The 19,044-nt window shown below is 70.8% G+C and carries 18 protein-coding genes; 6 read left to right on the top strand and 12 right to left on the bottom strand.

Annotation, left to right across the window (positions count from 1 at the left end; all coding sequences use genetic code 11):
• The first annotated feature begins 2 nt into the window (after positions 1–2).
• Positions 3–629: a TetR/AcrR family transcriptional regulator gene (locus EV186_RS25225; protein WP_133851864.1), complete on the top strand. Its 627-nt coding sequence runs from the start codon at positions 3–5 to the stop codon at positions 627–629.
• On the opposite strand, the gene crcB (EV186_RS25220) is transcribed toward EV186_RS25225, so the two are convergent.
• The 3 genes from crcB (EV186_RS25220) to EV186_RS25210 all read right to left on the bottom strand — a co-directional run bounded on the left by crcB (EV186_RS25220) (position 630) and on the right by EV186_RS25210 (position 2,780).
• Complete coding sequence (crcB, locus tag EV186_RS25220) at positions 630–992, bottom strand: fluoride efflux transporter CrcB (RefSeq protein ID WP_133851863.1); 363 nt, start codon at positions 990–992, stop codon at positions 630–632. It lies immediately after the preceding gene.
• The gene (gene crcB / locus EV186_RS25215) at positions 989–1,477 is read right to left on the bottom strand and encodes a fluoride efflux transporter CrcB (protein ID WP_341815398.1); all 489 of its coding nucleotides are present in this window, start codon (positions 1,475–1,477) and stop codon (positions 989–991) included. The genes crcB (EV186_RS25220) and crcB (EV186_RS25215) overlap by 4 nt, the downstream gene beginning before the upstream one ends.
• Before the next feature lie 130 nt (positions 1,478–1,607).
• A complete protein-coding gene (locus EV186_RS25210; protein ID WP_133851862.1) occupies positions 1,608–2,780 on the bottom strand; it encodes an MFS transporter in 1,173 nt (390 codons plus the stop codon).
• 47 nt (positions 2,781–2,827) lie between these two features.
• Here EV186_RS25210 and pdxR point away from each other — a divergent pair, with 47 nt between their 5' ends.
• Positions 2,828–4,228 carry a MocR-like pyridoxine biosynthesis transcription factor PdxR gene (gene pdxR / locus EV186_RS25205; protein WP_166659316.1) on the top strand — a complete coding sequence of 467 codons (1,401 nt, stop codon included), beginning with the start codon at positions 2,828–2,830 and terminating at the stop codon, positions 4,226–4,228.
• A gap of 96 nt (positions 4,229–4,324) precedes the next feature.
• Here the strand turns inward: pdxR and EV186_RS25200 are convergent, their stop codons facing one another.
• Entirely contained in the window at positions 4,325–4,930 is a 606-nt protein-coding gene (locus EV186_RS25200) for a response regulator transcription factor (protein ID WP_133851861.1), read from the bottom strand.
• Positions 4,931–4,938: 8 nt separating this feature from the next.
• On the bottom strand, positions 4,939–6,822 hold the full coding sequence (locus tag EV186_RS25195) for a sensor histidine kinase (RefSeq protein ID WP_133851860.1): 1,884 nt from the start codon (positions 6,820–6,822) through the stop codon (positions 4,939–4,941).
• A 160-nt stretch (positions 6,823–6,982) separates the two neighbouring features.
• On the opposite strand from EV186_RS25195, the gene EV186_RS25190 reads away from it, so the two are divergent.
• Together EV186_RS25190 and EV186_RS25185 are read left to right on the top strand one after the other, a co-directional pair.
• On the top strand, positions 6,983–7,642 hold the full coding sequence (locus tag EV186_RS25190) for a dihydrofolate reductase family protein (RefSeq protein ID WP_133851859.1): 660 nt from the start codon (positions 6,983–6,985) through the stop codon (positions 7,640–7,642).
• Positions 7,643–7,718: 76 nt separating this feature from the next.
• Positions 7,719–9,200, top strand: a complete 1,482-nt coding sequence (locus EV186_RS25185) for an MFS transporter (protein WP_133851858.1) — start codon at positions 7,719–7,721, stop codon at positions 9,198–9,200.
• A gap of 21 nt (positions 9,201–9,221) precedes the next feature.
• Here the strand turns inward: EV186_RS25185 and EV186_RS25180 are convergent, their stop codons facing one another.
• The 7 genes from EV186_RS25180 to lexA form a co-directional block, all read right to left on the bottom strand.
• On the bottom strand, positions 9,222–10,640 hold the full coding sequence (locus EV186_RS25180) for a GntT/GntP/DsdX family permease (protein WP_208115777.1): 1,419 nt from the start codon (positions 10,638–10,640) through the stop codon (positions 9,222–9,224).
• A gap of 44 nt (positions 10,641–10,684) precedes the next feature.
• A complete protein-coding gene (locus tag EV186_RS25175; RefSeq protein ID WP_133851857.1) occupies positions 10,685–11,164 on the bottom strand; it encodes a nitroreductase family deazaflavin-dependent oxidoreductase in 480 nt (159 codons plus the stop codon).
• Positions 11,164–12,357 carry an FAD-dependent oxidoreductase gene (locus EV186_RS25170; RefSeq protein ID WP_133851856.1) on the bottom strand — a complete coding sequence of 398 codons (1,194 nt, stop codon included), beginning with the start codon at positions 12,355–12,357 and terminating at the stop codon, positions 11,164–11,166. The genes EV186_RS25175 and EV186_RS25170 overlap by 1 nt, the downstream gene beginning before the upstream one ends.
• Positions 12,358–12,477: 120 nt before the next feature.
• Positions 12,478–13,047: a TetR/AcrR family transcriptional regulator gene (locus tag EV186_RS25165; RefSeq protein WP_133851855.1), complete on the bottom strand. Its 570-nt coding sequence runs from the start codon at positions 13,045–13,047 to the stop codon at positions 12,478–12,480.
• A gap of 772 nt (positions 13,048–13,819) precedes the next feature.
• Positions 13,820–15,010, bottom strand: a complete 1,191-nt coding sequence (locus tag EV186_RS25160; RefSeq protein WP_166659315.1) for an HNH endonuclease signature motif containing protein — start codon at positions 15,008–15,010, stop codon at positions 13,820–13,822.
• Positions 15,011–15,227: 217 nt separating this feature from the next.
• Positions 15,228–16,217 (bottom strand): CobW family GTP-binding protein, encoded by a 990-nt coding sequence (locus EV186_RS25155; RefSeq protein WP_133851853.1) that lies wholly within the window; start codon positions 16,215–16,217, stop codon positions 15,228–15,230.
• Positions 16,217–16,864 carry a transcriptional repressor LexA gene (lexA, locus tag EV186_RS25150; protein ID WP_133851852.1) on the bottom strand — a complete coding sequence of 216 codons (648 nt, stop codon included), beginning with the start codon at positions 16,862–16,864 and terminating at the stop codon, positions 16,217–16,219. The genes EV186_RS25155 and lexA overlap by 1 nt, the downstream gene beginning before the upstream one ends.
• 24 nt (positions 16,865–16,888) lie before the next feature.
• On the opposite strand from lexA, the gene EV186_RS25145 reads away from it, so the two are divergent.
• Positions 16,889–17,440 carry a YciI family protein gene (locus EV186_RS25145; protein ID WP_133851851.1) on the top strand — a complete coding sequence of 184 codons (552 nt, stop codon included), beginning with the start codon at positions 16,889–16,891 and terminating at the stop codon, positions 17,438–17,440.
• 88 nt (positions 17,441–17,528) lie between these two features.
• Positions 17,529–19,037 carry a serine/threonine-protein kinase gene (locus EV186_RS25140; RefSeq protein ID WP_133851850.1) on the top strand — a complete coding sequence of 503 codons (1,509 nt, stop codon included), beginning with the start codon at positions 17,529–17,531 and terminating at the stop codon, positions 19,035–19,037.
• The last annotated feature ends 7 nt before the right edge of the window (positions 19,038–19,044 follow it).

Raw genomic sequence — 19,044 nt, 5'->3', positions numbered from 1 at the left:
GGGTGGCGAGCTTTCCGACGCTTCCCCGAGGCCGGCACGGCCTGACGCGGGAGCAGGTCCGCACCTCGCAGCGCGCGCGCTTGCTGCTGGGCATGGCCGAGTCGGTAGCCGAACACGGCTACATCAAGGCGACGGTGGCCGACGTGCTCAGGCGCGCCTCGGTCTCCCGCGAGACCTTCTACCAGCACTTCTCCGACAAGGAGCAGTGCTTCCTGGCGGTGCTCGACGAGTCCGCGCGGCTGCTCGCGCACATGCTCCCGATCACCGAGGGCGAGCCGACCGAGCCGATGCTCGACCGCTTCGAGCGGCTCCTCACCACGTACTTCGGCGCGCTCGCGGACCAGGCGCCGTTCGCGCGGGTGTTCTTCGTCGAGTCCTACGCCGCGGGCGTGCCCGCGCAACGCAAGCGCGTCGAGGTGCAGGAGCGCTTCGTCGACCTGATGACGGCGACGTTCGAGCGGTCGCCGGAGTGGGCGACGCTGCCGGACCCGCAGTTCGCGTGCCGGGTCCTCGTGGGTGGCATCAGCTCGATCGTGTCCGCCTGTCTGATCGCAGGGGAGCCCGAACGCCTGCGGTCGTTCACGCCGCAGCTGGTCGACCTGATGCAACGGCTGCTCGGCTCGGCCTGATCAGCCGAGCACCGCGTGCACGGTCGTGTAACCGATCAGCGCGGCGCCGAGCCCCGTGAGCACGCTCACCACGACGTTGGCCGCGGCGTAGAAGTAGCTGCGGCGCTCGACCAGGCGCAGCGTCTCGTAGCTGAACGTGCTGTACGTGGTCAGTGCGCCGCAGAAACCCGTACCCAGCAAGGCAAGCGCGGACCCGCCGAGGCCGGAGCCGGTGAGCCCGCCCAGGATCAGGCAACCGACCGCGTTCACGGTCAGCGTGCCCCACGGGAACATGCTGTCGTGACGGGCCTGCACGGTCCGGTCGGTCAGGTAACGCAGCGGCGCGCCGACCGCCGCGCCCAGGAACACCAGGACGGCCGTCATGCGGTGACCTCGACCGGCGCCTTGGTGAACGACCTGGTCAGCCACACCCCGGCGAGCACGGCCAGCAAGGCTGCGACCAACGTGCCCGCCAGGTAGCCGAACGCCAGCACCACGGTTCCCGGCTCCAGCAACCCCTGCGTCTCCACGGCGTAGGTGGAGAACGTGGTGAACCCGCCGAGCACGCCCACGCCGAAGAACGGCCGCACCAGTGGGTGGGCCTGCAGGACCTCGGTGACCAGCACCATCAGCACGCCGATCAGCAGGCACCCGACGACGTTGGTGAGGAAGGTGCCCCACGGGAACCGGCCGGGTTCGCTGGGCAGCCACTTGCCCATCCCGAACCGGGCGAGGGCGCCGAGCCCGCCACCGAGGGCGATGACCAACAGGATCGCGCCGTGCGACCGGGCCAGTTCGCTTTGGTGGGCCAGGACGTGGAGGTCCACGTCCGGATCGATGGGTTCGGTCAGTTCGGCGTCGCCGCTCACCCACGCCTCCCATGCGTCGTCGACTCTGCTCGGGAGGGACCGTTGGCGCCGTGTCGGTCGCGGTTGTTCCGGAAGACCCTTCCGGAGCGGCGAGCCCCACCGCCGCGCCCGGCCAGGATAACCGACCCGATCAGCGGGGGTTGCGCTCGCGGCGCAGGACCGCGAAGGCCGGGACGGCGAGGGCGGCCGTGAGCAGGAACGTCGCCGGGTAGCCGATGGCCCCCACGGCCAGGCCCGCCCCCAGGGCTCCGGCGGCCATGCCGAGGTCGTAGGCCGCGTTCCAGATCGCGCTGACCGTGCCTTCGCCGCCGGCCGGCACGCGGGCGTACATCAGGCAGAGCGTCGCGTTCTGCAGCACGCCGAACCCGGCGCCGAACAGGGCCGCACCGCCGATGACCGCGGCCGGGCTGTCGAGGGCGGCCATGCTCGCCATACCCAGCGCGGTCAGCAGGAGACCGGGGGCCAGCAGCCGCAGGGCGCCGTGGCGGTCGCCCAGCTTGCCGGCGAACCAGCGGACCGCGGTGGCGGCCGTGGACTGGACCAGCAAGGCGGTCGTGGCCACCCACGCCGGGCCGTTCAGCATGGCCAGCGGCAGGAACGTGACGACGACGCCGGCCGCGGCCGTGGCGGCGGTGAAGATCAGCGCCGGGCGGGTCAGGGCGGAGTTGCGCAGGCCGGCGAGCACGCCGTGCTGGGACTCGGTGCGCGTGCGGTCGCGCCGCGGCAGGCCGGGCACCGACAGCAGGGCGAGCAGCGTAGCGGCCGCGGTCACCACGAACACCGGCTCGCAGCCCCAGCGCTGTGCCGCCCACACGCCGGCGGGCAGGGCCAGCAGGCTCGGGACGCCGCTGACCAGGCCGACGATGGCCAGGCCCTCGCCACGCCGCTCGGCCGGGATCAACGTGGCCGTCACCGCGCCACCCGCCACGGCCACGATGGCGAACCCGGTGCCCCGCACGATGTTGACCACCACGATCGCGGTCATGCTGTTGGTGGCCGTCAGCACCAGTATCGGCGCGCCCAGCAGGAACAGGCCGACGGTCAGCGCCCACCGGTAGCCGATCCGCGCGATCAGCCGCGGGGTCACCAGTTCGGCGGCCACGGTGGCCAGCAGCAACGCGACGGTCGCGAAGCCGGCCCCGCTGTCCGAGCCCGCCTGCTTGGCGAAGATCGGCACCACCGACAGCGGCAGGAAGAACCCGATCGACGAGCCGACGATCGAGACGAACCGCAGCAGCAGCGCGCGGGACACGAGCCGCGGGCGGGCGGTGGCGGGGGACTGGGTGAGCACGGCGCTTGTCATAGGAGAAACGCTATGACGCAACCGGACCACCGGTAAGGTCCAGTTCCATGGCTGTGGAGTGGGCCGGTTTGGGTCCGGAGCTGTTGATCACGATCGACCGGGACAGCGGCACCGGGCTGCGCGCGCAACTGGAAGACCAGCTCAGGGCGGCGATCCGGACCGGGCGGCTGGCCGAGGGGGAGAAGCTGCCGTCCTCGCGTGAGCTGGCCCGCGCGCTCGGCCTCTCGCGCGGTCTGGTCCAGGACGGCTACGCGCAGCTGCAGGCGGAGGGCTACCTGACCAGCCGGCCCGGCGCGCCGACGCGGGTGGCGCCGTGCGCGGTCGTCGATCCGCCGCCGCCGGTCGGCCGCCGCGAACCCGAGCGACCGCGGATAGCGGACTTCCGGCACGGCGTCCCCGACCTGCGACTCGCCCCGCGCGAGGACTGGGCGTGGGCGGTCCGCGAGGTCTGCCGCACCGAGCCCAACTCCGCCTTCGACTACGGCGACCCGTGCGGCGAGCTCCGGCTGCGCAAGGTGCTGGCCGCCTACCTGGGCCGGGTGCGGGCCGCGGAGGTCCACGCCGACCGGCTGATCATCACCTCCGGAATGGCGCAGGCGCTGGGCTTGCTGCTGCGCGTGCTCGCCGCGAACGGCGTGCGCACCCTTGCCGTGGAGGATCCCGGCGCGATCAACTCGACCACCGAACAGGCCACCGCGGCCGGGCTCGCGACCGTCCCGGTCCCGGTCGACGAGGACGGCCTCGACGTGGCCGCCCTGGCCCGCACCGACGCCCGCGCCGTGCTGGTCACGCCCGCCCATCAGTGGCCGACCGGCGTGGTGCTGGCCGGGCACCGCAGGCAGGAACTGATCGCGTGGGCGCGCGAGCGCGACGCCGTGATCATCGAGGACGACTACGACGCCGAGTTCCGCTACGACCGCGACCCGGTCGGCTCCGTGCAGGGCCTCGACCCGGACCGGGTGGTCTCGCTCGGCACCGTGAGCAAGTCGCTCGCCCCGGCCCTGCGCCTGGGCTGGCTGGTCACCCCGGACCGGCTGCACCCCGCCCTCGCCGACGCCAAGCGCATCGCCGACCGCGGCACCGCGGCCCTCGACCAACTGGCCCTGGCGACCTTGATGGAGTCCGGGCGCTACGACCGGCACCTGCGCCGCGCCCGCGCCGAATACGCCGCACGCCGGGAAATCCTGCTGACCGCCTTGGCGGAGCACGCGCCGGGGCTGCGGGTCACCGGCCTGGCCGCGGGCTTCCACGCCGTGCTGCACCTGCCGCCGGGTGCGGACGAGGATTCCGTTGTGGCCCAAGCGTTGTCGAGAGGCGTGGGCTTGCACGGCATGGCCCGCATGCGGCGCGTGACACCGACCGACCCGCAGCTGGTGCTCGGCTTCGGGGACACGCCTCGGCAGGCCATCGCCGCCGGCATCGCGGCGATCGGGGACCTCTTGAGGTAGTGTCATTCTGTAGTTGTCAATGTGCGAACCGTGACCGGCTGCCGTTCAGTCTGCCACAGATTCGAACGTATGTTCGTACACGATCGGGTGATTGGGCTAGAGCCAGCCGGCCTCGGTAGCGATCCGGATGGCGTCCACGCGGTTGCGCGCGTCCAGCTTGGCCATCGCCGAGGCCAGGTAGTTGCGGACCGTGCCGTAGGACAGGAACAACTGGGACGCGATGTCGCGCGGGTCCGTGCCCGACGCATAGTGCCGCAACACATCGGTCTCCCGTGGCGACAGCGGTGACTCCCGCGCCCGCAACGCGCTGATCGCCATGTTCGTGTCGAGCACCTGCTCGCCCGCCGCCACCCGCCGCACGGCCGCGACGAGGTCGGCCGCCTTGGTGTCCTTGAGCAGGAAGCCCGAGGCACCGGCCGCCAACGCCGCACGCAGGTTGGCCGGGCGGGCGAGCCCGGTCAGGATCAGCACCCGGCACCGCGGCACGGCCGCGCGCAGCTGGCCGGTCGCGGTGATGCCGTCGAGCCCGGGCAGGTCGACGTCGACGATGGCGACGTCCGGGTGGTGGCGCTGGGCCGCGGGCACGATGGCGTCGCCGGTGCCCACCTCGGCGACCACCTCGAGGTCGTCCTGCAGCGACAGCAGCGCGGACAACGTCTCCCGCAGGATTCCGGTGTCCTCAGCCAGCAGCACGCGCACCACGACGCACACTAACCTGGCAGCTCAGCGACCACGACGAAGGTGCCGCCACCGGCCTTCGTGGCCAGTTCGCCACCCAGCGCGGCCACGCGGTCGCGCATGTTGGCCAGGCCGCGGCCGCGCCGGTCGTGCGCGGGCGTGGCGCCGTCGTTGCTGACCCGCAGGCGGACGAAGCCGTCGGCGCCGGCCAGGGTGATCGCGCACCGCTGGGCGGCGCTGTGCCGCAGGATGTTGGTGACGGCCTCGCGCAGCACGATGGCGAGGGCCGCGTCCGCGTCGGCGGCCAGGGGCACGGGCGCGCGCTCCGTGAACACGTCGATGCCTGACGCCGCAAGCACTTCCTCCGCCGCAGTGAACTCGGCGGCAAGCGACAACTCGGGCCGTTCGGCGGCGATCCGGCTCGCGTCGTCCTGCACGGCCGAGCACAGCCGGACCACTTCGGACAGTTCACGGGCCGCGAGCTGGTTGTCCCGGCCGATCAGCTCGCCGACCAGGTCGGTCTTCAGCGCCAGGGTGGACATGCCGAGGCCGAGCAGGTCGTGGGTGTCCTGGGCCAGGCGCAGCCGTTCGCGCACGGTCGCCAGCGCCGCCAGTTGCTCGCGGCGCTCGTCCAGCCGGTCCGCGAGCCCGGCCAGCAGCGACAACCCGTAGGTCATCAGGCCGAAGGCGATGCCGATCGACGTCGCGTAGAGCAACCAGGTCGTGGTGATGGAGTCGCGGATGACCGCCGGCCACCTCAGCCAGGTCAGCACCGGCAGGCTTGTCGCCACCAGGACGAACCAGAACCACCGCCACGGTCCGCGGACCAGCAGCAGGACCGAACCGGCGAGCCACGCCAGGAAGATCAGCCCGGCGGCCTCCATGGCCGGGAACTGGGCGTAGGTCAGCACGGCGAGCAGGGCCAGGGTCAGCGGCCAGTGGCGCGGCCGCTCGCCGCCGTGCTGGGCGCCCGAGTGCCGCCACTGCAACAGCGGGATGCCCACCGACACCACGATCGCCAGCACGACCACCGGAGCAGAAACCTGGTGGCCCGACCCCGGGGCGTCTGTCGGTGCGAACACATTCAGCATGTTCACCAGCACGAACATGGCCAGCACGGTCGCGAGGACGCCCTTGGTGAGCAGTGGCCCAGGCACCCCGCCGGGTTCGCTGCGCCGCAGCGGTTCGACGGGGTCGTGGGCACGCAGCTGCCGTCCCTCGGCCAGGGCGGCACGGGCGATCCGGCCCGCGGCCGTGACCTCGCCGCGCGCGTCCTCCTCGGTCGTGGAGAGCCAGCGCAGCGCTGCCCGCGCGTGCTTCGCCACCTCCTGGATCCGGCCCTCGATGGCGGTCGCGAGTTGCTCGCTCGTGCGGCGGCGCTCGCGCAGGACGGCCGCGTCGGCCAGTTCGTCCTGCGTCCGCGCCAGTTCGCCGACCACCCGGGACAGCCGGACCAGTCCGAACAACCCGAGTGCGTTGTTCACCGCCGCATCCACCGCCCACAGGCCGCCGGAAATCGCGGGTAGGTATGGAACGCCGACGACGCCGTTCCACAGCAGCGCCTCCACCCCCAGCAGAGACGCGGCCACCACCCACGACCCCGGCGACGGCAGCACCAGCAGCACCATGCCCATCAGCAGGCCGGACGCGCCGCCGACCCACTGGTTGCCGAACACGGCGAACGGCACGTAGGTGACGACGGCCTGCGCGGCGAGCAGGGCCAGCGGCACCCGCCGCCACGGACCGCGCGCCCACCCGCCCGCGTACCAGAGCGGCAGCACGAACACGGCGAGCAGGAACGGCAGGTACCAGGCGGTCTTGTGCGCGGTCGTGTCGGCGCCGCGCGCCACGAGCAACGCGACGAGGAACGCCACCGGCAACACGCGCGCCGACCTCGGTGCTTCCGGGACCGCCACAGGTCGTGACTCTAGGTGCCCGCCCACCCGGTCGCGCTAGTGCGGATTGCACGTCTTCGGTGTTCGCAACGCACGCCGAACTCGTTCGGCTCGCAATGTCGAAGCAGGCCGGTCGTCTCCGACCCTTGGCGAGCAGTCACAACTGGGAGGACACACGACCATGACCAACACCCAGCTCGTCCGGGTGCACAACCTGTCGGTCTCGCTCGACGGCTTCGCCACCGGCGACGGCCGGACGGCCGACGAGCCCTTCGGGCACGCGAGCCTGCGCTTGCACCAGTGGTTCTTCGACACGGCCATGGGCCGCGCGCAGTTCGGGGAGCCCGGGGGCACCACGGGCCTCGACAACGCGATCGCCGAGATGCACGACCACGACATCGGCGCCGAGATCATGGGTCGCGGCAAGTTCGGGTGGCAGACCGGACCGTGGGCCGACGAGTCGTGGCGGGGCTGGTGGGGCGAGACCCCGCCGTTCCACACGCCCGTCTTCGTGCTCACCCACCACCTGCGGCCGTCGCTGGAGATGGACGGCGGCACCACCTTCCACTTCCGCGACGCCGCGCCCGCCGACGTGGTCGAAGAGGCGAAGAAGGCGGCCGGCGGGCGCGACGTGCGCCTCGGCGGTGGTCCGAGCGTGGTCCGCGACTTCCTCGTCGCCGACCTCGTGGACCACATGCACGTCGTCGTCGTGCCGATCCTGCTCGGCCGGGGCGTGCGCCTCTGGGACGGGCTGGAGGGGCTCGACCAGCGCTTCGACATCGAAACCGTCGCCTCGCCCTCGGGCGTCCAGCACGTCACGTTCACGAAGAAGGCCTCATGAAGATTTTTTCGGGGGCGATGTCGAAATCGCCGCGCTCCCTCCGACGCACTCATGACAGGCCAACCAGGAGGGCATCATGACCACATTGACCGAGACGGCCGCCGCGGTCGTGACGCGACACCCGAAGCTCGCGCTCGCGCTGCTGGCGCTGCCGTCCCTGCTGATCGCGATCGACATCAGCGTGCTCAACGTCGCGCTGCCCGCGATGTCCGCCGACCTGCGGCCCTCGCCGGTCGAGCTGCTGTGGATGAACGACATCTACGGCTTCATGGTCGGCGGCACCATGGTCACGATGGGCACCATCGGCGACCGGATCGGCCGCCGGAAGCTGATCATCATCTGCGCCACGATCTTCGCGCTGGCCTCCGCGGTCGCCGCGTTCTCCAGCGAGCCGTGGATGATCATCGTGACCCGCGCGGTGATGGGCATCGCCGGTGCCGCGATCATGCCGGCCTCGATGGCGTTGATCGGCAGCATCTACCCGGACCCGAAGGCCCGCGTCGCCGCGATGGGCGCCTACATGACGTGCTTCCTGACCGGCATGGCGATCGCTCCGCTGATCGGTGGCCTGCTGGTCGAGCACTGGTGGTGGGGCTCGGTGTTCCTGCTGGGCGTGCCGGTGATGGTGGTGGCCGTGATCGCCGCGCCGAAGTTCCTGCCGGAGTCGCGCGCCGACGAGCCGGGCAAGCTGGACCTGCGCAGTGCCGCGCTCTGCCTGGCGTCCATCCTGCTGGTCGTCTACGCGCTCAAGTCGTTCGCCAACAACGGTTTCACGGCGACGGCGACCGGGTTCGCGGTCGTGGGCATCGCGCTGGGCGTGGTGTTCGTCCACCGCCAGGGCAAGCTCGAGCACCCGCTGGTGGACCTGGGCCTGCTGCGCCGTCCCGGCGTCGGCCGGACCATGGTCGTGCTGCTGCTCACGGCGCTGGTGATGGGCGGGACATCGCTGTTCGTCTCGTTCTACCTGCAGTCGGTGCTGGGGCTGAGCCCGCTGCAGTCGGCGCTGGTGCTGGTGCCGCAGATGGTCTCGATGATGATCGCCGGCAACCTGGGCCCGCGCCTGGCCCACAAGTTCGCGCCCGCCAAGATCGTCGGCGTCTGCACGGTGCTGATGCTGGCCGGGTTCACCATGTTCGCCGTGGCTCCGGCCAACACCACCGGGCTCCTGGTGATGATCGCGGGCACGATCGTGACCACCGGCGGCATCGGCGCCGCGTTCCCGTTCCTGATGAACGACGTGATCTCGCACGCGCCGGAGGACCGCGCGGGCTCGGCCGCCTCGCTGGCCCAGACCGCCAACGAACTGGGCATCGCGATCGGGCTGGTCGTGCTCGGCTCCGTCGGCACGGTGGTCTACCGCGCGTCGATGGGCACGTCGGACGGGTCCTGGGTGGACGGTCTGCGCCAGGCGCACGACACGGGTGACTCCCTGTTGCTGAGCCACGTGCGGGAGTCGTTCGTGACGGGCTTCCACACGGCCTGCCTGGCCGCGGTCGCGATCATGGTCGTCGTCGCGACGCTGGCCATCCGCGCGGCGCGGACCAGCCGCACCGCGTAAGGGGTCTTCGTGCTGCTGCTGTCAGGTGAACGCCGACAGCAGCAGCACGAACGCGAAGCCCACCACGGAGATCGCGGTCTCCATCACCGACCAGGTCATGAACGTCTGGCCGACCCGCAGCCCGAAGAGCTCCTTCACCAGCCAGAACCCGGCGTCGTTGACGTGGGACAGGAAGAGCGAACCCGCCCCGATCGCCAATGCCAGGAGCGCGGCGTGCGTGGGGGTGAGCCCGCCCGCCAACGGGGCCACGATGCCCGCCGCGGTGACCGTCGCGACCGTCGCCGACCCGGTCGCCAGGCGCAGCGCCACCGCGATCAGCCAGCCGAGCAGCAACACGGAGATGTTGACGTGGTTGGCGAACTTCGCCACCGAGTCACCGACGCCGGCGCCGATCAGCGTCTGTTTGAACCCGCCTCCGGCGCCGACGATCAGGATGACCGCGGCGATCGGGCCCACGCTCTGGCCGATCCGGTTCGCGATGCTCGAACTCCTGGCGCCGACCGAGTAGCCGAACACCACCATGGCGATGAGCACGGCGATGGTCATGGCGATCAGCGGCTCGCCGATGAAGTCGAGGAACGACCGCACACCGGGCGCGGTCTTCGGGTCCGGCCAGATGATGTCGGCCAGCGCCCGGGCCAGCATCAGCACCACCGGGCTGACGATGGTCAGCACCGTGAGCGCGAACGTCGGCTTGCGCCGGGCGTACTCGGGGTCGTGGCCCTGGCGTTCGGCCTCGACACCACCGGCCTGCGCGGGCGCGCCGACCGGGACCCAGCGGGCGAGCAGGTAGGACAGCAGCGGCCCGCAGATGATCACGGTCGGGATCGCGACCAGAAGCCCGAGCGCGAGCGTCGTGCCGAGTTGGGCGTGCACGGCGGCGATCGCGATCAGCGGGCCGGGGTGCGGCGGGACTAGGCCGTGCAGCACGGAAAGCCCGGCCAGGGCGGGGATCGCGATGCGCATCAACCGGTGCCCGGAGCGCTGGGTCACCAGCACGATCACGGGGAGCAGCAGGACGAGGCCGATCTCGAAGAACATCGGCAACCCGATGATCACCGCGACCAGGGTCATCGCCCACGGCACCATCGCGCCGTGCGCCCGGGCCAGCAGCTTGTCGATCACCTGGTCGGCGCCGCCGGAGTCGGCCAGCAGCTTGCCCAGCATGGCGCCCAGCGCGATCAGCAGGCCGACTTCCTTGAGGGTGTCGCCGACGCCCTTCTCGAAGTTGGTGATCACGTCGCCGGACCCGACGCCCGCGGCCAGCCCGACCACGATCGAGCCGATCACCAGCGCGAGGAACGGGTGCATCCGCGCGACGGCGATCAGCGTCACGATCAGCCCGATGCCGATCACGGCGACGATGATCAGTCTGGTGTCGTGCCCGGTCCACGCGGTATCGGGCGGCGGCTGCTGGGCGAACGCCATGAGCCTTGACATGACCGGCTCCCCTCGACGGTGATCAGATCGAGTTTGGCACCAAGTCAGGGGGTGCGCGGGCTGAAAGCGATCGCGTGCACGGCGGCCGCCACCTCGGGCCAGGCCGGGTCGTGCGGGTCGGCCGGGAAGCCCAGCAGCGGGGCCAGCCGTTTCCATGCGTGCGGGTGCGCGCGCTGGTAGGCGAGCAGGGTCGCCTGCGTCTCGTCGGCGTCGAGGAACCGGTGCCGGGGCGCGAGCCAGCGGTGGGTGCCCAGCCGCACCTCGATCGCCGGTGCGGCAAGCAGGTTCCGGTACCAGTCGGGGTTCTTGCCCCACGCAGCGATCACCACGACCTCGGGCACGGTCGGGTCGTTGCGCACGGTCTCGACGACCACCTCGCGCCGGGCACCGCTCTTGCGCCCGCGGTGCGCCAGGTACAGCAGTCGGTTGCCGGTCAGCCAGCCCAACCTGGCGCGGTAGAGCCAGATCGGGGTGCGCAGCAACAACCGCAGCAGGCCACGGGGTTTGCGATCGGTGACCGGCATCAGCTCTGTCCTCTCCCGACGGTGTGCAGTTCGGTGACGAGCGCGCTCGGTTTGCCCGCCAGCGACTTCGCGATCAGCTTGTTCATGCCGGGCAACCGGATCAGCGCGAGCATCGCCCGGCGCGCCGCCAGCCCGGCCCGCGACTGGGGGAGGAACCAGCGCACGGACTTGCGTGCGGTCCGCTGCTTCTCCTCGGCGATCGGCCGCCACAGCCGTTCATACCCGTCGAGTCCTTCGTCGACCGACTCGGCCTGGTGCAGCTGCTCCGCGAGCACGAAGGCACCGGCCACCGCGAGCGAGGCGCCCTGACCGGCCAGCAAGGACACCGCGTAGCAGGCGTCGCCGAGCAGCACAACCCGCCGCTCGTGCCAGCGCGGCAGCACGATCTGGGCCACCTGGTCGTAGTAGAGCTCGCCGGCGGGTGGGCACTGCGCGACGGCCGCGGGCACCAGCCAGCCGAGCGACTCGTACTCCGCGCGCAGCACGGCGGCCGGGTCGTCCGGGAGCGCCGGATCGGCACTGCACCGCACCGCGAAGGTGGCGACTTGGCCGTCACGCAACGCGTACAGGCCCATCTGTCGGTCCACCGAGTGCGTGAGCCAGAACTTGCCCTGGACCCGGGCGTGCACCGCCGGGTCCCGGAAGGTGTAGGCCGCGGTGTGGAAACCCAGGTAGCGCAAGCACTCCTGCTCCGGTGCGAAGACCTGCGCGCGCACCCACGAGTGGATGCCGTCGGCGCCCACGAGCAGATCCGCCGCCAGCTCGGTGCCGTCGGCGAGGGTGACCCGCACCCCGTCCGGGTGGTTGTCGATCGCGACCGGCGCGATGCCGAACCGCAGGTCCACCGCCTCCGGCAAGCTTTCCCGCAGGGCCAGTTCGAGGTCCGGGCGTGTGATGCTGAGCAGCCGCCCGCCCGCGCCCCGGACGAAGTCCTCGTACGTGATCTCGCCCTTGCTTCTGCCGTTGGCGTCGACGAACACCGCAGCCTCGACGTCATAACCCAGCTCTTGGAGCCGGGGCAGCACGCCGAGCACCTCGGCGGCGTCGTAGCCGAGGCCGAAGAAGTCGATCATGTAACCCTGGGTGCGCGGGCCGCGGGCCTGCTCGAGCACCACGACCTCCCAGCCGCGGTCGGCCAGAGCGCGGGCGAGCGCGAGCCCGGCGATGCCGGCGCCGCAGATGATTGCCTTCATGTCAGGCCTCCTCGGGTGAGCTTCACTTTCTGGCCGTCGACATTCGGGCCTCGGACAGCCGGGCTTTCATGTCGGGCCTCGGACAGCCGGGCTTCCTTCTGGGTCTCCGGTACTCGGGCTTCATGTCGCGTCTCGGAACACCCGGGCGAGCACCGGGGTGATGACGTCGCCGGTCACGGTGGGATCCATCGCCCGGTGCATGACCAGCCCGTCGATGGCCGCGCCGAGCACGGTCGCGGTGGTGTCGGGATCGGGCACGTCGTGCTCGGCCAGCCACGCAGCGAGCTGCGCTCGGAACTCCAGCAGCAGCCCGGCCACCACCTGACGCAGTTGGGGGTCCCGTGCCGCCGCGAGATAGGTCTCGACGAACAGCAACGACATCGGGTCGGTGCCGGTATACGAGTCGAGCGACGCCATCAACAGCCCGAGCGCTTCCGCGGGGGTGCGCGCGGCGGCGAGGGCGGGACCGATCAGGGCGGCTGCTTCACGCATCTGGCCGGTCGCGGCCTCGGTAAGCAGGGCCTGCACGGAATCGAAGTGGTAGTGCACGAGCCCCGGCGCGACCCCCGCCCGCTCGGCGAGCACGCGGGTGCTGACCGCGGCCCAGCCGCGCTCGACGATCAACTCGACGGCGGCGTCGAGGAGTTTGCGCCGGACCTCCCGGCCGCGTTCGGCCGCTGTTGGCGACATGTGCCTCACCTTGGTCGTTCACCTTGGTCGCTCGCCTTGGGCGAGTGCCCAAGATGGTTGTAAGGCTACACCTGGTCTGGCTGAGTTGCTGCTGGGTGCCTTGGCTGGGGCTGGGGGCTCTTGACGCAGGTGGCGGGTTGCGGATGACGCGGGGGTGGGCGGGCTGCGGGGGCGGGCTGGGTTGGCGCGGGGTGAGCGGGCGAGGTGGGGGCTCTCGCGGCGGGAGGTGCTTGCCGGGGGTGGCGGCGAGGACCGGGTGACTGACATTGGTTGAGTGGTCGTTCCCGGTTGCTCTCGTGTGGGTGGGGCTGCCGCGGGTGTTCGCCGCCGGTGGTTGGGTTGGTCTCGGGGTTGGTGGCGGCGAACACCCTTGCCATCGGTGGCGGTGGTTGCGTGGCGTGGGTGGCCGGGTTGAGGGGTTGCGTTGCGAGGGCAGCCGGCGGTTGCCGGGTGGTCCCGGCGGTGGCTGGGTCTTTGTAGGTGGTTGCTCTCAGGGTGAGGGTTGCTTGCCGTCGTTGGCGGCTGGGAGTGGGTGACTGAGGAAGGCCGGGTGTTCTGGAGCGGTTGCTCTCGTGTGGGTGTTGCTGCCGCGGGTGTTCGCCGCCGGTGGTTGGGTTGGTCTCGGGGTTGGTGGCGGCGAACACCCTTGCCATCGGTGGCGGTGGTTGCGTGGCGGGGGTGGCCCGGTTGAGGGGGTTGCGTTGCGAGGGCAGCCTGGCGTTGCCGGGTGGTCCCGGCGGTGGCTGAGTTACAGGAATTTACGCTGCGTCTTTTAGCCGGCGCGTTGTAGCCAGGGTGGTGGGGTGAATACCGGCAGCCCGTTATCCATGTGCACCGTCCATTCGGTGTGATGGATCAGCCGATGGTGATACGGGCACACCAATACCAGGTTATCCAATGTGGTTGAGCCGCCGTCTGCCCAATGTTTGATGTGGTGGGCGTGACATTGGTGTGGTGTTCGCGCACAACCCGGGGCGGCGCAGCCTTGGTCTCGGATGGCGAGGGCTCTGCGCAATCGTTTATCGGCCAACCGTCGGGTTTCCCCGATATCCAACGGCTGCGATTTGCTGTTCAGCACGATGGGGATGAGTTTCGCCTCGCACGCCACGCGGCGGGCCTGCTCCGGGGTCAGGGTGCGGGCGTCGTCGAGGGTGGCCTGGCCGATGCGGGTTTGCAGGGTCTCCAGGGAGACCGTGACCGCGATGTGGGGGCGTTCGCCGCCCTCGGCCGGAGCGTGGCCGGAGTCGGCGGCGAACCCGATGATCTCCGCTAGCGCGTCACCCTGCCGCTCGCTCAGGATCCGGTCATCGCCAGTCTGGGGCTTGGCCAGCGGGGAGAGCAGCGCGCGCAGCACGCTCGCGTCCTCCCCACCGAGCCGGAACTGGCCTGACAGCGACCCGTCGCGGTGTTCGTACAGGTCCAGCGTGTTCTGCGCATCCACCACCGTTCGTTCGATGGGTTTGCGACCGTCGGGGTTCAGGGCGGCGACGATGCGCTCGCCCAGGCGGATGAGCTGGGTCGGGTTGAACTTCCGCGCCAACCCCGTCATGTCCGCCTCGACCTGCTCGACGTGCTCGACCGGCACGCTCTCCACCGTGGTGGCGATCTTGTCCACATGCGCACCGGAGATCTCCCCAGCCGCCATCGCCGCCCGCGCGGCAGGCAGCCGCGGCGGGATCGACTGACCGGTGATCCCGACCTTCGGACACAACAACTCGACGTGGTGTTCGAGGCGTTTCGCCTCCTGGGCGGTCACATGCAGGACATCCTGCAAAAACCGCCACAACTGCGGGTACCCCGACTCTTTCCACTCGATCTGGGAAATGTCGTCGAGCAGCTTCAACTCCAGACGCCGCAACTGCGCGACAGTCGAGTTAAGCTCCCCCAGCTCCATACCCCGATCATACCACAACAATCGACCAAACGGCCTAACCGGGAATGGTGGAATATTCCAGTCCTTCACGCAACCCAGCCACCACCGGAACCACCCAACAAACGGCAGGCAACCGCGCAACGCAACCATTCAACCCCGCCATCTACGCAGCGCAAACCGCCGGCACCGTTGGCAAGGGTGTTCGCCGCCCCAACCCCGCGACCAAACCAACCGTCCGGCGGCGAACACCCGCGGCAGCCGCTCCTAATAGCGGGCCACCATCGGGACCATCCAAACAAACGGAAGCTCAGTCGTGATCGGTATGACGCAACGCCGTGAAGATGTCGTTCTCCTCAGCCGGTTCCACGCACGCGACCAACTCTTCGATCGCAGCCTCCGGATCAGCATCATGTCCAATGAGGACGATCTGGGTCCGCCTCGGTTCGCCCACCGGCCATGGGGTGCGGCGGAACCGGAGGTAGCCGCCGACGCAGTTCAGCAGGAACCGGTCGCCGAAGCCGGCCGCACCGAAGTCCACCGGGCCCTTCACGCGGTAGAGCCCGGTCGGCCGTTTGCGCAGGAATTCCACCAGCAGCCGCGGGTTCACCGGCTCGTTGGCGACGAACGTGGCGCTGCGATAACTGTCGTGCAGGTGCTCGTGGTGGTCTAGCAGGTCGGCGAAGGAGAGCTGGCGTGCGCCCACGTCGGGCGCAGGCCGGTCGAACAACAGGCCGGGGGCGATCTGGCCGTGGCTGGTGGCCACCACGGTGGCGTTCTCGGCGATGCCCCGAACGGTTTCCAGGACGGCCGCGGCGTCCGATTGGCGGTCGGTCTTGTTGACCACGACCAGGTCCGCCAGCCGTAGGTGCCGGTCGAGGTCGATGTGCTTGGCCCGGGTGTCGTGGAACTCGACGGCGTCGACCACCTCGACCAGGCCGCCGTACTCGATGTGCGGGTTGGCGCTGGAGAGCAACCGGCGCACGAGGTCCGCGGGTTCGGCCAGGCCGCTGGCCTCGATCACGACGGCGTCCACCGGGCCGTCGGGGTGGACGAGCTTGTCCAGCAACGCGTCCAGCTCGCCCTCGTCGACCGCGCAGCACAGGCAGCCGTTGCCGAACCCGATCGTCGCGTCGACTTGACCGGCGACCAGCATCGCGTCGACGTTCACGCTGCCGAAGTCGTTGACCACGGCGCCGATCCGGATGCCGTCGGCCGCGCGCAGCAGGTGGTTGAGCAGCGTCGTCTTGCCCGCTCCGAGGTAACCCGCGAGGACGACGACCGGGATCGAACGCGACATCAGACGCTGCGCAGCACCGACACCACGACGCCGAGCACGACCGCCTTGTCGCCGTCGATCACGTCGTAGTTGGGGTTGCGGGGCTCGAGGTAAACGTGGCCGTTGCGCCGCCGGTAGACTTTGACCGTGGCCTCGTCGTCCAGCATCGCCGCGACGATCTGCCCCGAGTGCGCCTCCTGCTGCTGGCGCACCACGACGAGGTCGCCGTCGCAGATCGCGGCGTCGATCATCGAATCACCGCGCACGCGCAGCCCGAACACGGTGCCGCGCCCGGTCAGGTCGCGGGGCAGGGTCAGCAGGTCGTCGAGGTGCTCCTCGGCCGCGATCGGCACACCGGCGGCGATGTCGCCGACCACCGGCACGGTCACCGAGTCGCCGTTGTCGGCCTGCGTGGTCTCGCTGCCCAGGAACGCGCGCACGTCGATGGGCCGCGACACGCTGTCGCTTCGCCGCAGGAAGCCCTTGTCCTCGAGGCTCGCCAGGTGCTTGGACACCGTGGACGTCGACTTGAGCCCCACGGCGTCGGCGAGCTGGCGGGTGCTCGGCGAGTACCCGTGCCGCACCACCCAATCCCGGATCTCCAGCAAGATGCGTTGCTGTCGCTCGGGCAGGGCGGCGGCGTCGAGGTGGTCGAACAGATCGGTCACCCGGCGATCCTAGAGACTCTGCGCATGGAGTTCTTCTGCTACCACCGCGACCGGCCCCGATCGGTGGACCTGCGTGACGCGATGGTGGAGGCGCACTGGTCCTACATGGACGGCTTCGCCGACGAGTTGATCGCGCGCGGCCCGACCCTGCTCGACGACCTCGACACCCCCACCGGCAGCGTGCACATCGTCGACGTGCCGGACGCGGCGGCGGCCCGTGCGTTCGCCTTCGACGAGCCCACCTACCAGGCGGGCGTGTACCGGGACGTGCTGATCCGCCGCTGGCACAACCTCTTGGGCCGCACGATGTGGGAGTTCCCCGGCGGTCGCGAGGGCGGCAACCGCTACCTCGTGCTCGGGCTCGGCGCCGGCGAACCCGCTGACCGGAACCTGCCACGAGACGACTCCGAACTGATCGCGTACGGGCCGCTGACCTCGGACGACGGCACCGCTTGGCTCGGCACGGCGGTATTGCTGCGTGCCCCGGACAAGGACGCCGCCCGGGCCGTGCTCACGGCCGACCGGTATGCCGCGATCGAGGTGCACAACTGGCAATTCGGCGGGCGTTCGTCCTAAAAGGATAGACGGGAGGCGCGCCGGGCCTGGTGCACGCGCGTCGTATCCTCACCGGGAGGGCCGGGGGAGAAGGGGGAGTGGCGGCGGCATGGAGAAGGACACGATCGGCTGGTACCGCCTGGACGGCGTGATCGGCACCGGCGGCATGGGCGAGGTCTACCGCGCCCACGACACCAGCCAGGACCGGGTCGTCGCGCTCAAGTTGCTCGCCACCGACCTCGCCGCCAACGAGGAGTTCCGCGAGCGGTTCCGCCGCGAGGCGCGGCTGACCGCGCGCCTGCGGGAACCCCACGTCATCCCGATCCACCGCTTCGGCGAGATCGACGGCCGGCTCTACCTGGACATGCGCCTGGTCGAGGGCGAGAGCCTGCGCCGGCTGCTGGACCGCAGGCAGCGGCTCTCGCCCGCGCTCGCCGTCACGATCATCTCCCAGCTGGCCCAGGCGCTCGACGCCGCGCACGCCGACGGCCTGATCCACCGCGACGTCAAGCCGACCAACGTGTTGCTCACCGGTCAGGAGGACGACAGCGCCGGGGTCTTCGTCTACCTGATCGACTTCGGCATCGCCCGCCCGGTGATCCGGGGCAGCGACCCCACCCTGACCCAGGCGGGCGACAACCCGGGCACGTACGCCTACATGGCGCCGGAACGCTTCGACGGCTCGGGCAACGTCGGCAAGTCGGTCGACATCTACTCGCTGGCCTGTGTCCTGTTCGAGTGCCTCACCGGCAAGCGGCCCTTCGACCGCGACGACGCGCCGTCGGTGATCTACGCGCAACTGCACGACCAGGTCCCGAGCGTGGGCTCGGCGTTCGACGCGGTGATCGCCCGCGGCATGGCCAAGGACCCGGCCAACCGGTTCACCTCCGCAGGCGACCTCGCGTGGGCGGCCCGCCAGGCGCTGGCCACGATCACCACCCCGACGGCTCCGACGGCCCCGGTCATCCAGTCCGCTCCGGCCGTCCAGACCACCCCGCCTGCCGCCGAAGAGAAGCGGCCCGCTCCGGTGTCCAAGCGGCAGTGGCTGCTGGGTGCGGCCGTGGCCGTCGTGCTGGTGGCCGCGGTGGTGGCCGGGCTGCTGCTGTGGTGGCCGAAGGACAAGCTCTCCGGCACCGCGCAGGCGGGACCGACGACGCCTGGTGCCAGCACCACGCCGCTGGTCGCCAACCGCCCGGACGACGTCCAGCAGTTGATCAGCCGCCTGCCGACCGGCTTCGCGTCGACCAACTGCCATCCCGGCGCCGACCCCGAGGCGCCCGGCGCGCTCGCGGTCCTGGTGTGCACCAACGGCCCGGCCGGCGGCCCGGAGACGGCGACGTTCGCGTCCTACCGCGACGGCGTCGACCTGACCGCCGCGTTCGAGGCCTACGGGCAGCGCCACCGCATCCTGCCCGCGACCATCGACGACTGCGACAAGGGCGTGACCGGGCGCTCCAACTGGACCTCCGACGGCAAGGTCGGCGGGCAGATGCTCTGCTACCGCGACGGCCACGGCGCGCACGTCGTGTGGACCGACCTCAAGCTGAACACCCTGTTCATCGCGCACAAGGCCGACGGCAACGCCGCGAAGCTCAACGACTGGTGGCGCTCGACGTAGGGTCCGG

Origin of the sequence: Labedaea rhizosphaerae (genome assembly GCF_004362825.1) — a bacterium.
Taxonomy (GTDB): Bacteria; Actinomycetota; Actinomycetes; order Mycobacteriales; family Pseudonocardiaceae; genus Labedaea; species Labedaea rhizosphaerae.
This window is presented reverse-complemented; position numbering and strand designations above follow the sequence as displayed.

Excerpts from the sequence above, each read along its gene's own strand:
- crcB (WP_133851863.1), bottom strand. The coding sequence starts at position 992 with ATGACGGCCGTCCTGGTGTTCCTGGGCGCGGCGGTCGGCGCGCCGCTG.
- EV186_RS25210 (WP_133851862.1), bottom strand. The coding sequence starts at position 2,780 with ATGACAAGCGCCGTGCTCACCCAGTCCCCCGCCACCGCCCGCCCGCGG.
- pdxR (WP_166659316.1), top strand. The coding sequence starts at position 2,828 with ATGGCTGTGGAGTGGGCCGGTTTGGGTCCGGAGCTGTTGATCACGATC.
- EV186_RS25190 (WP_133851859.1), top strand. The coding sequence starts at position 6,983 with ATGACCAACACCCAGCTCGTCCGGGTGCACAACCTGTCGGTCTCGCTC.
- EV186_RS25185 (WP_133851858.1), top strand. The coding sequence starts at position 7,719 with ATGACCACATTGACCGAGACGGCCGCCGCGGTCGTGACGCGACACCCG.
- EV186_RS25180 (WP_208115777.1), bottom strand. The coding sequence starts at position 10,640 with ATGTCAAGGCTCATGGCGTTCGCCCAGCAGCCGCCGCCCGATACCGCG.
- EV186_RS25175 (WP_133851857.1), bottom strand. The coding sequence starts at position 11,164 with ATGCCGGTCACCGATCGCAAACCCCGTGGCCTGCTGCGGTTGTTGCTG.
- EV186_RS25170 (WP_133851856.1), bottom strand. The coding sequence starts at position 12,357 with ATGAAGGCAATCATCTGCGGCGCCGGCATCGCCGGGCTCGCGCTCGCC.
- EV186_RS25165 (WP_133851855.1), bottom strand. The coding sequence starts at position 13,047 with ATGTCGCCAACAGCGGCCGAACGCGGCCGGGAGGTCCGGCGCAAACTC.
- EV186_RS25155 (WP_133851853.1), bottom strand. The coding sequence starts at position 16,217 with ATGTCGCGTTCGATCCCGGTCGTCGTCCTCGCGGGTTACCTCGGAGCG.
- EV186_RS25145 (WP_133851851.1), top strand. The coding sequence starts at position 16,889 with ATGGAGTTCTTCTGCTACCACCGCGACCGGCCCCGATCGGTGGACCTG.
- EV186_RS25140 (WP_133851850.1), top strand. The coding sequence starts at position 17,529 with ATGGAGAAGGACACGATCGGCTGGTACCGCCTGGACGGCGTGATCGGC.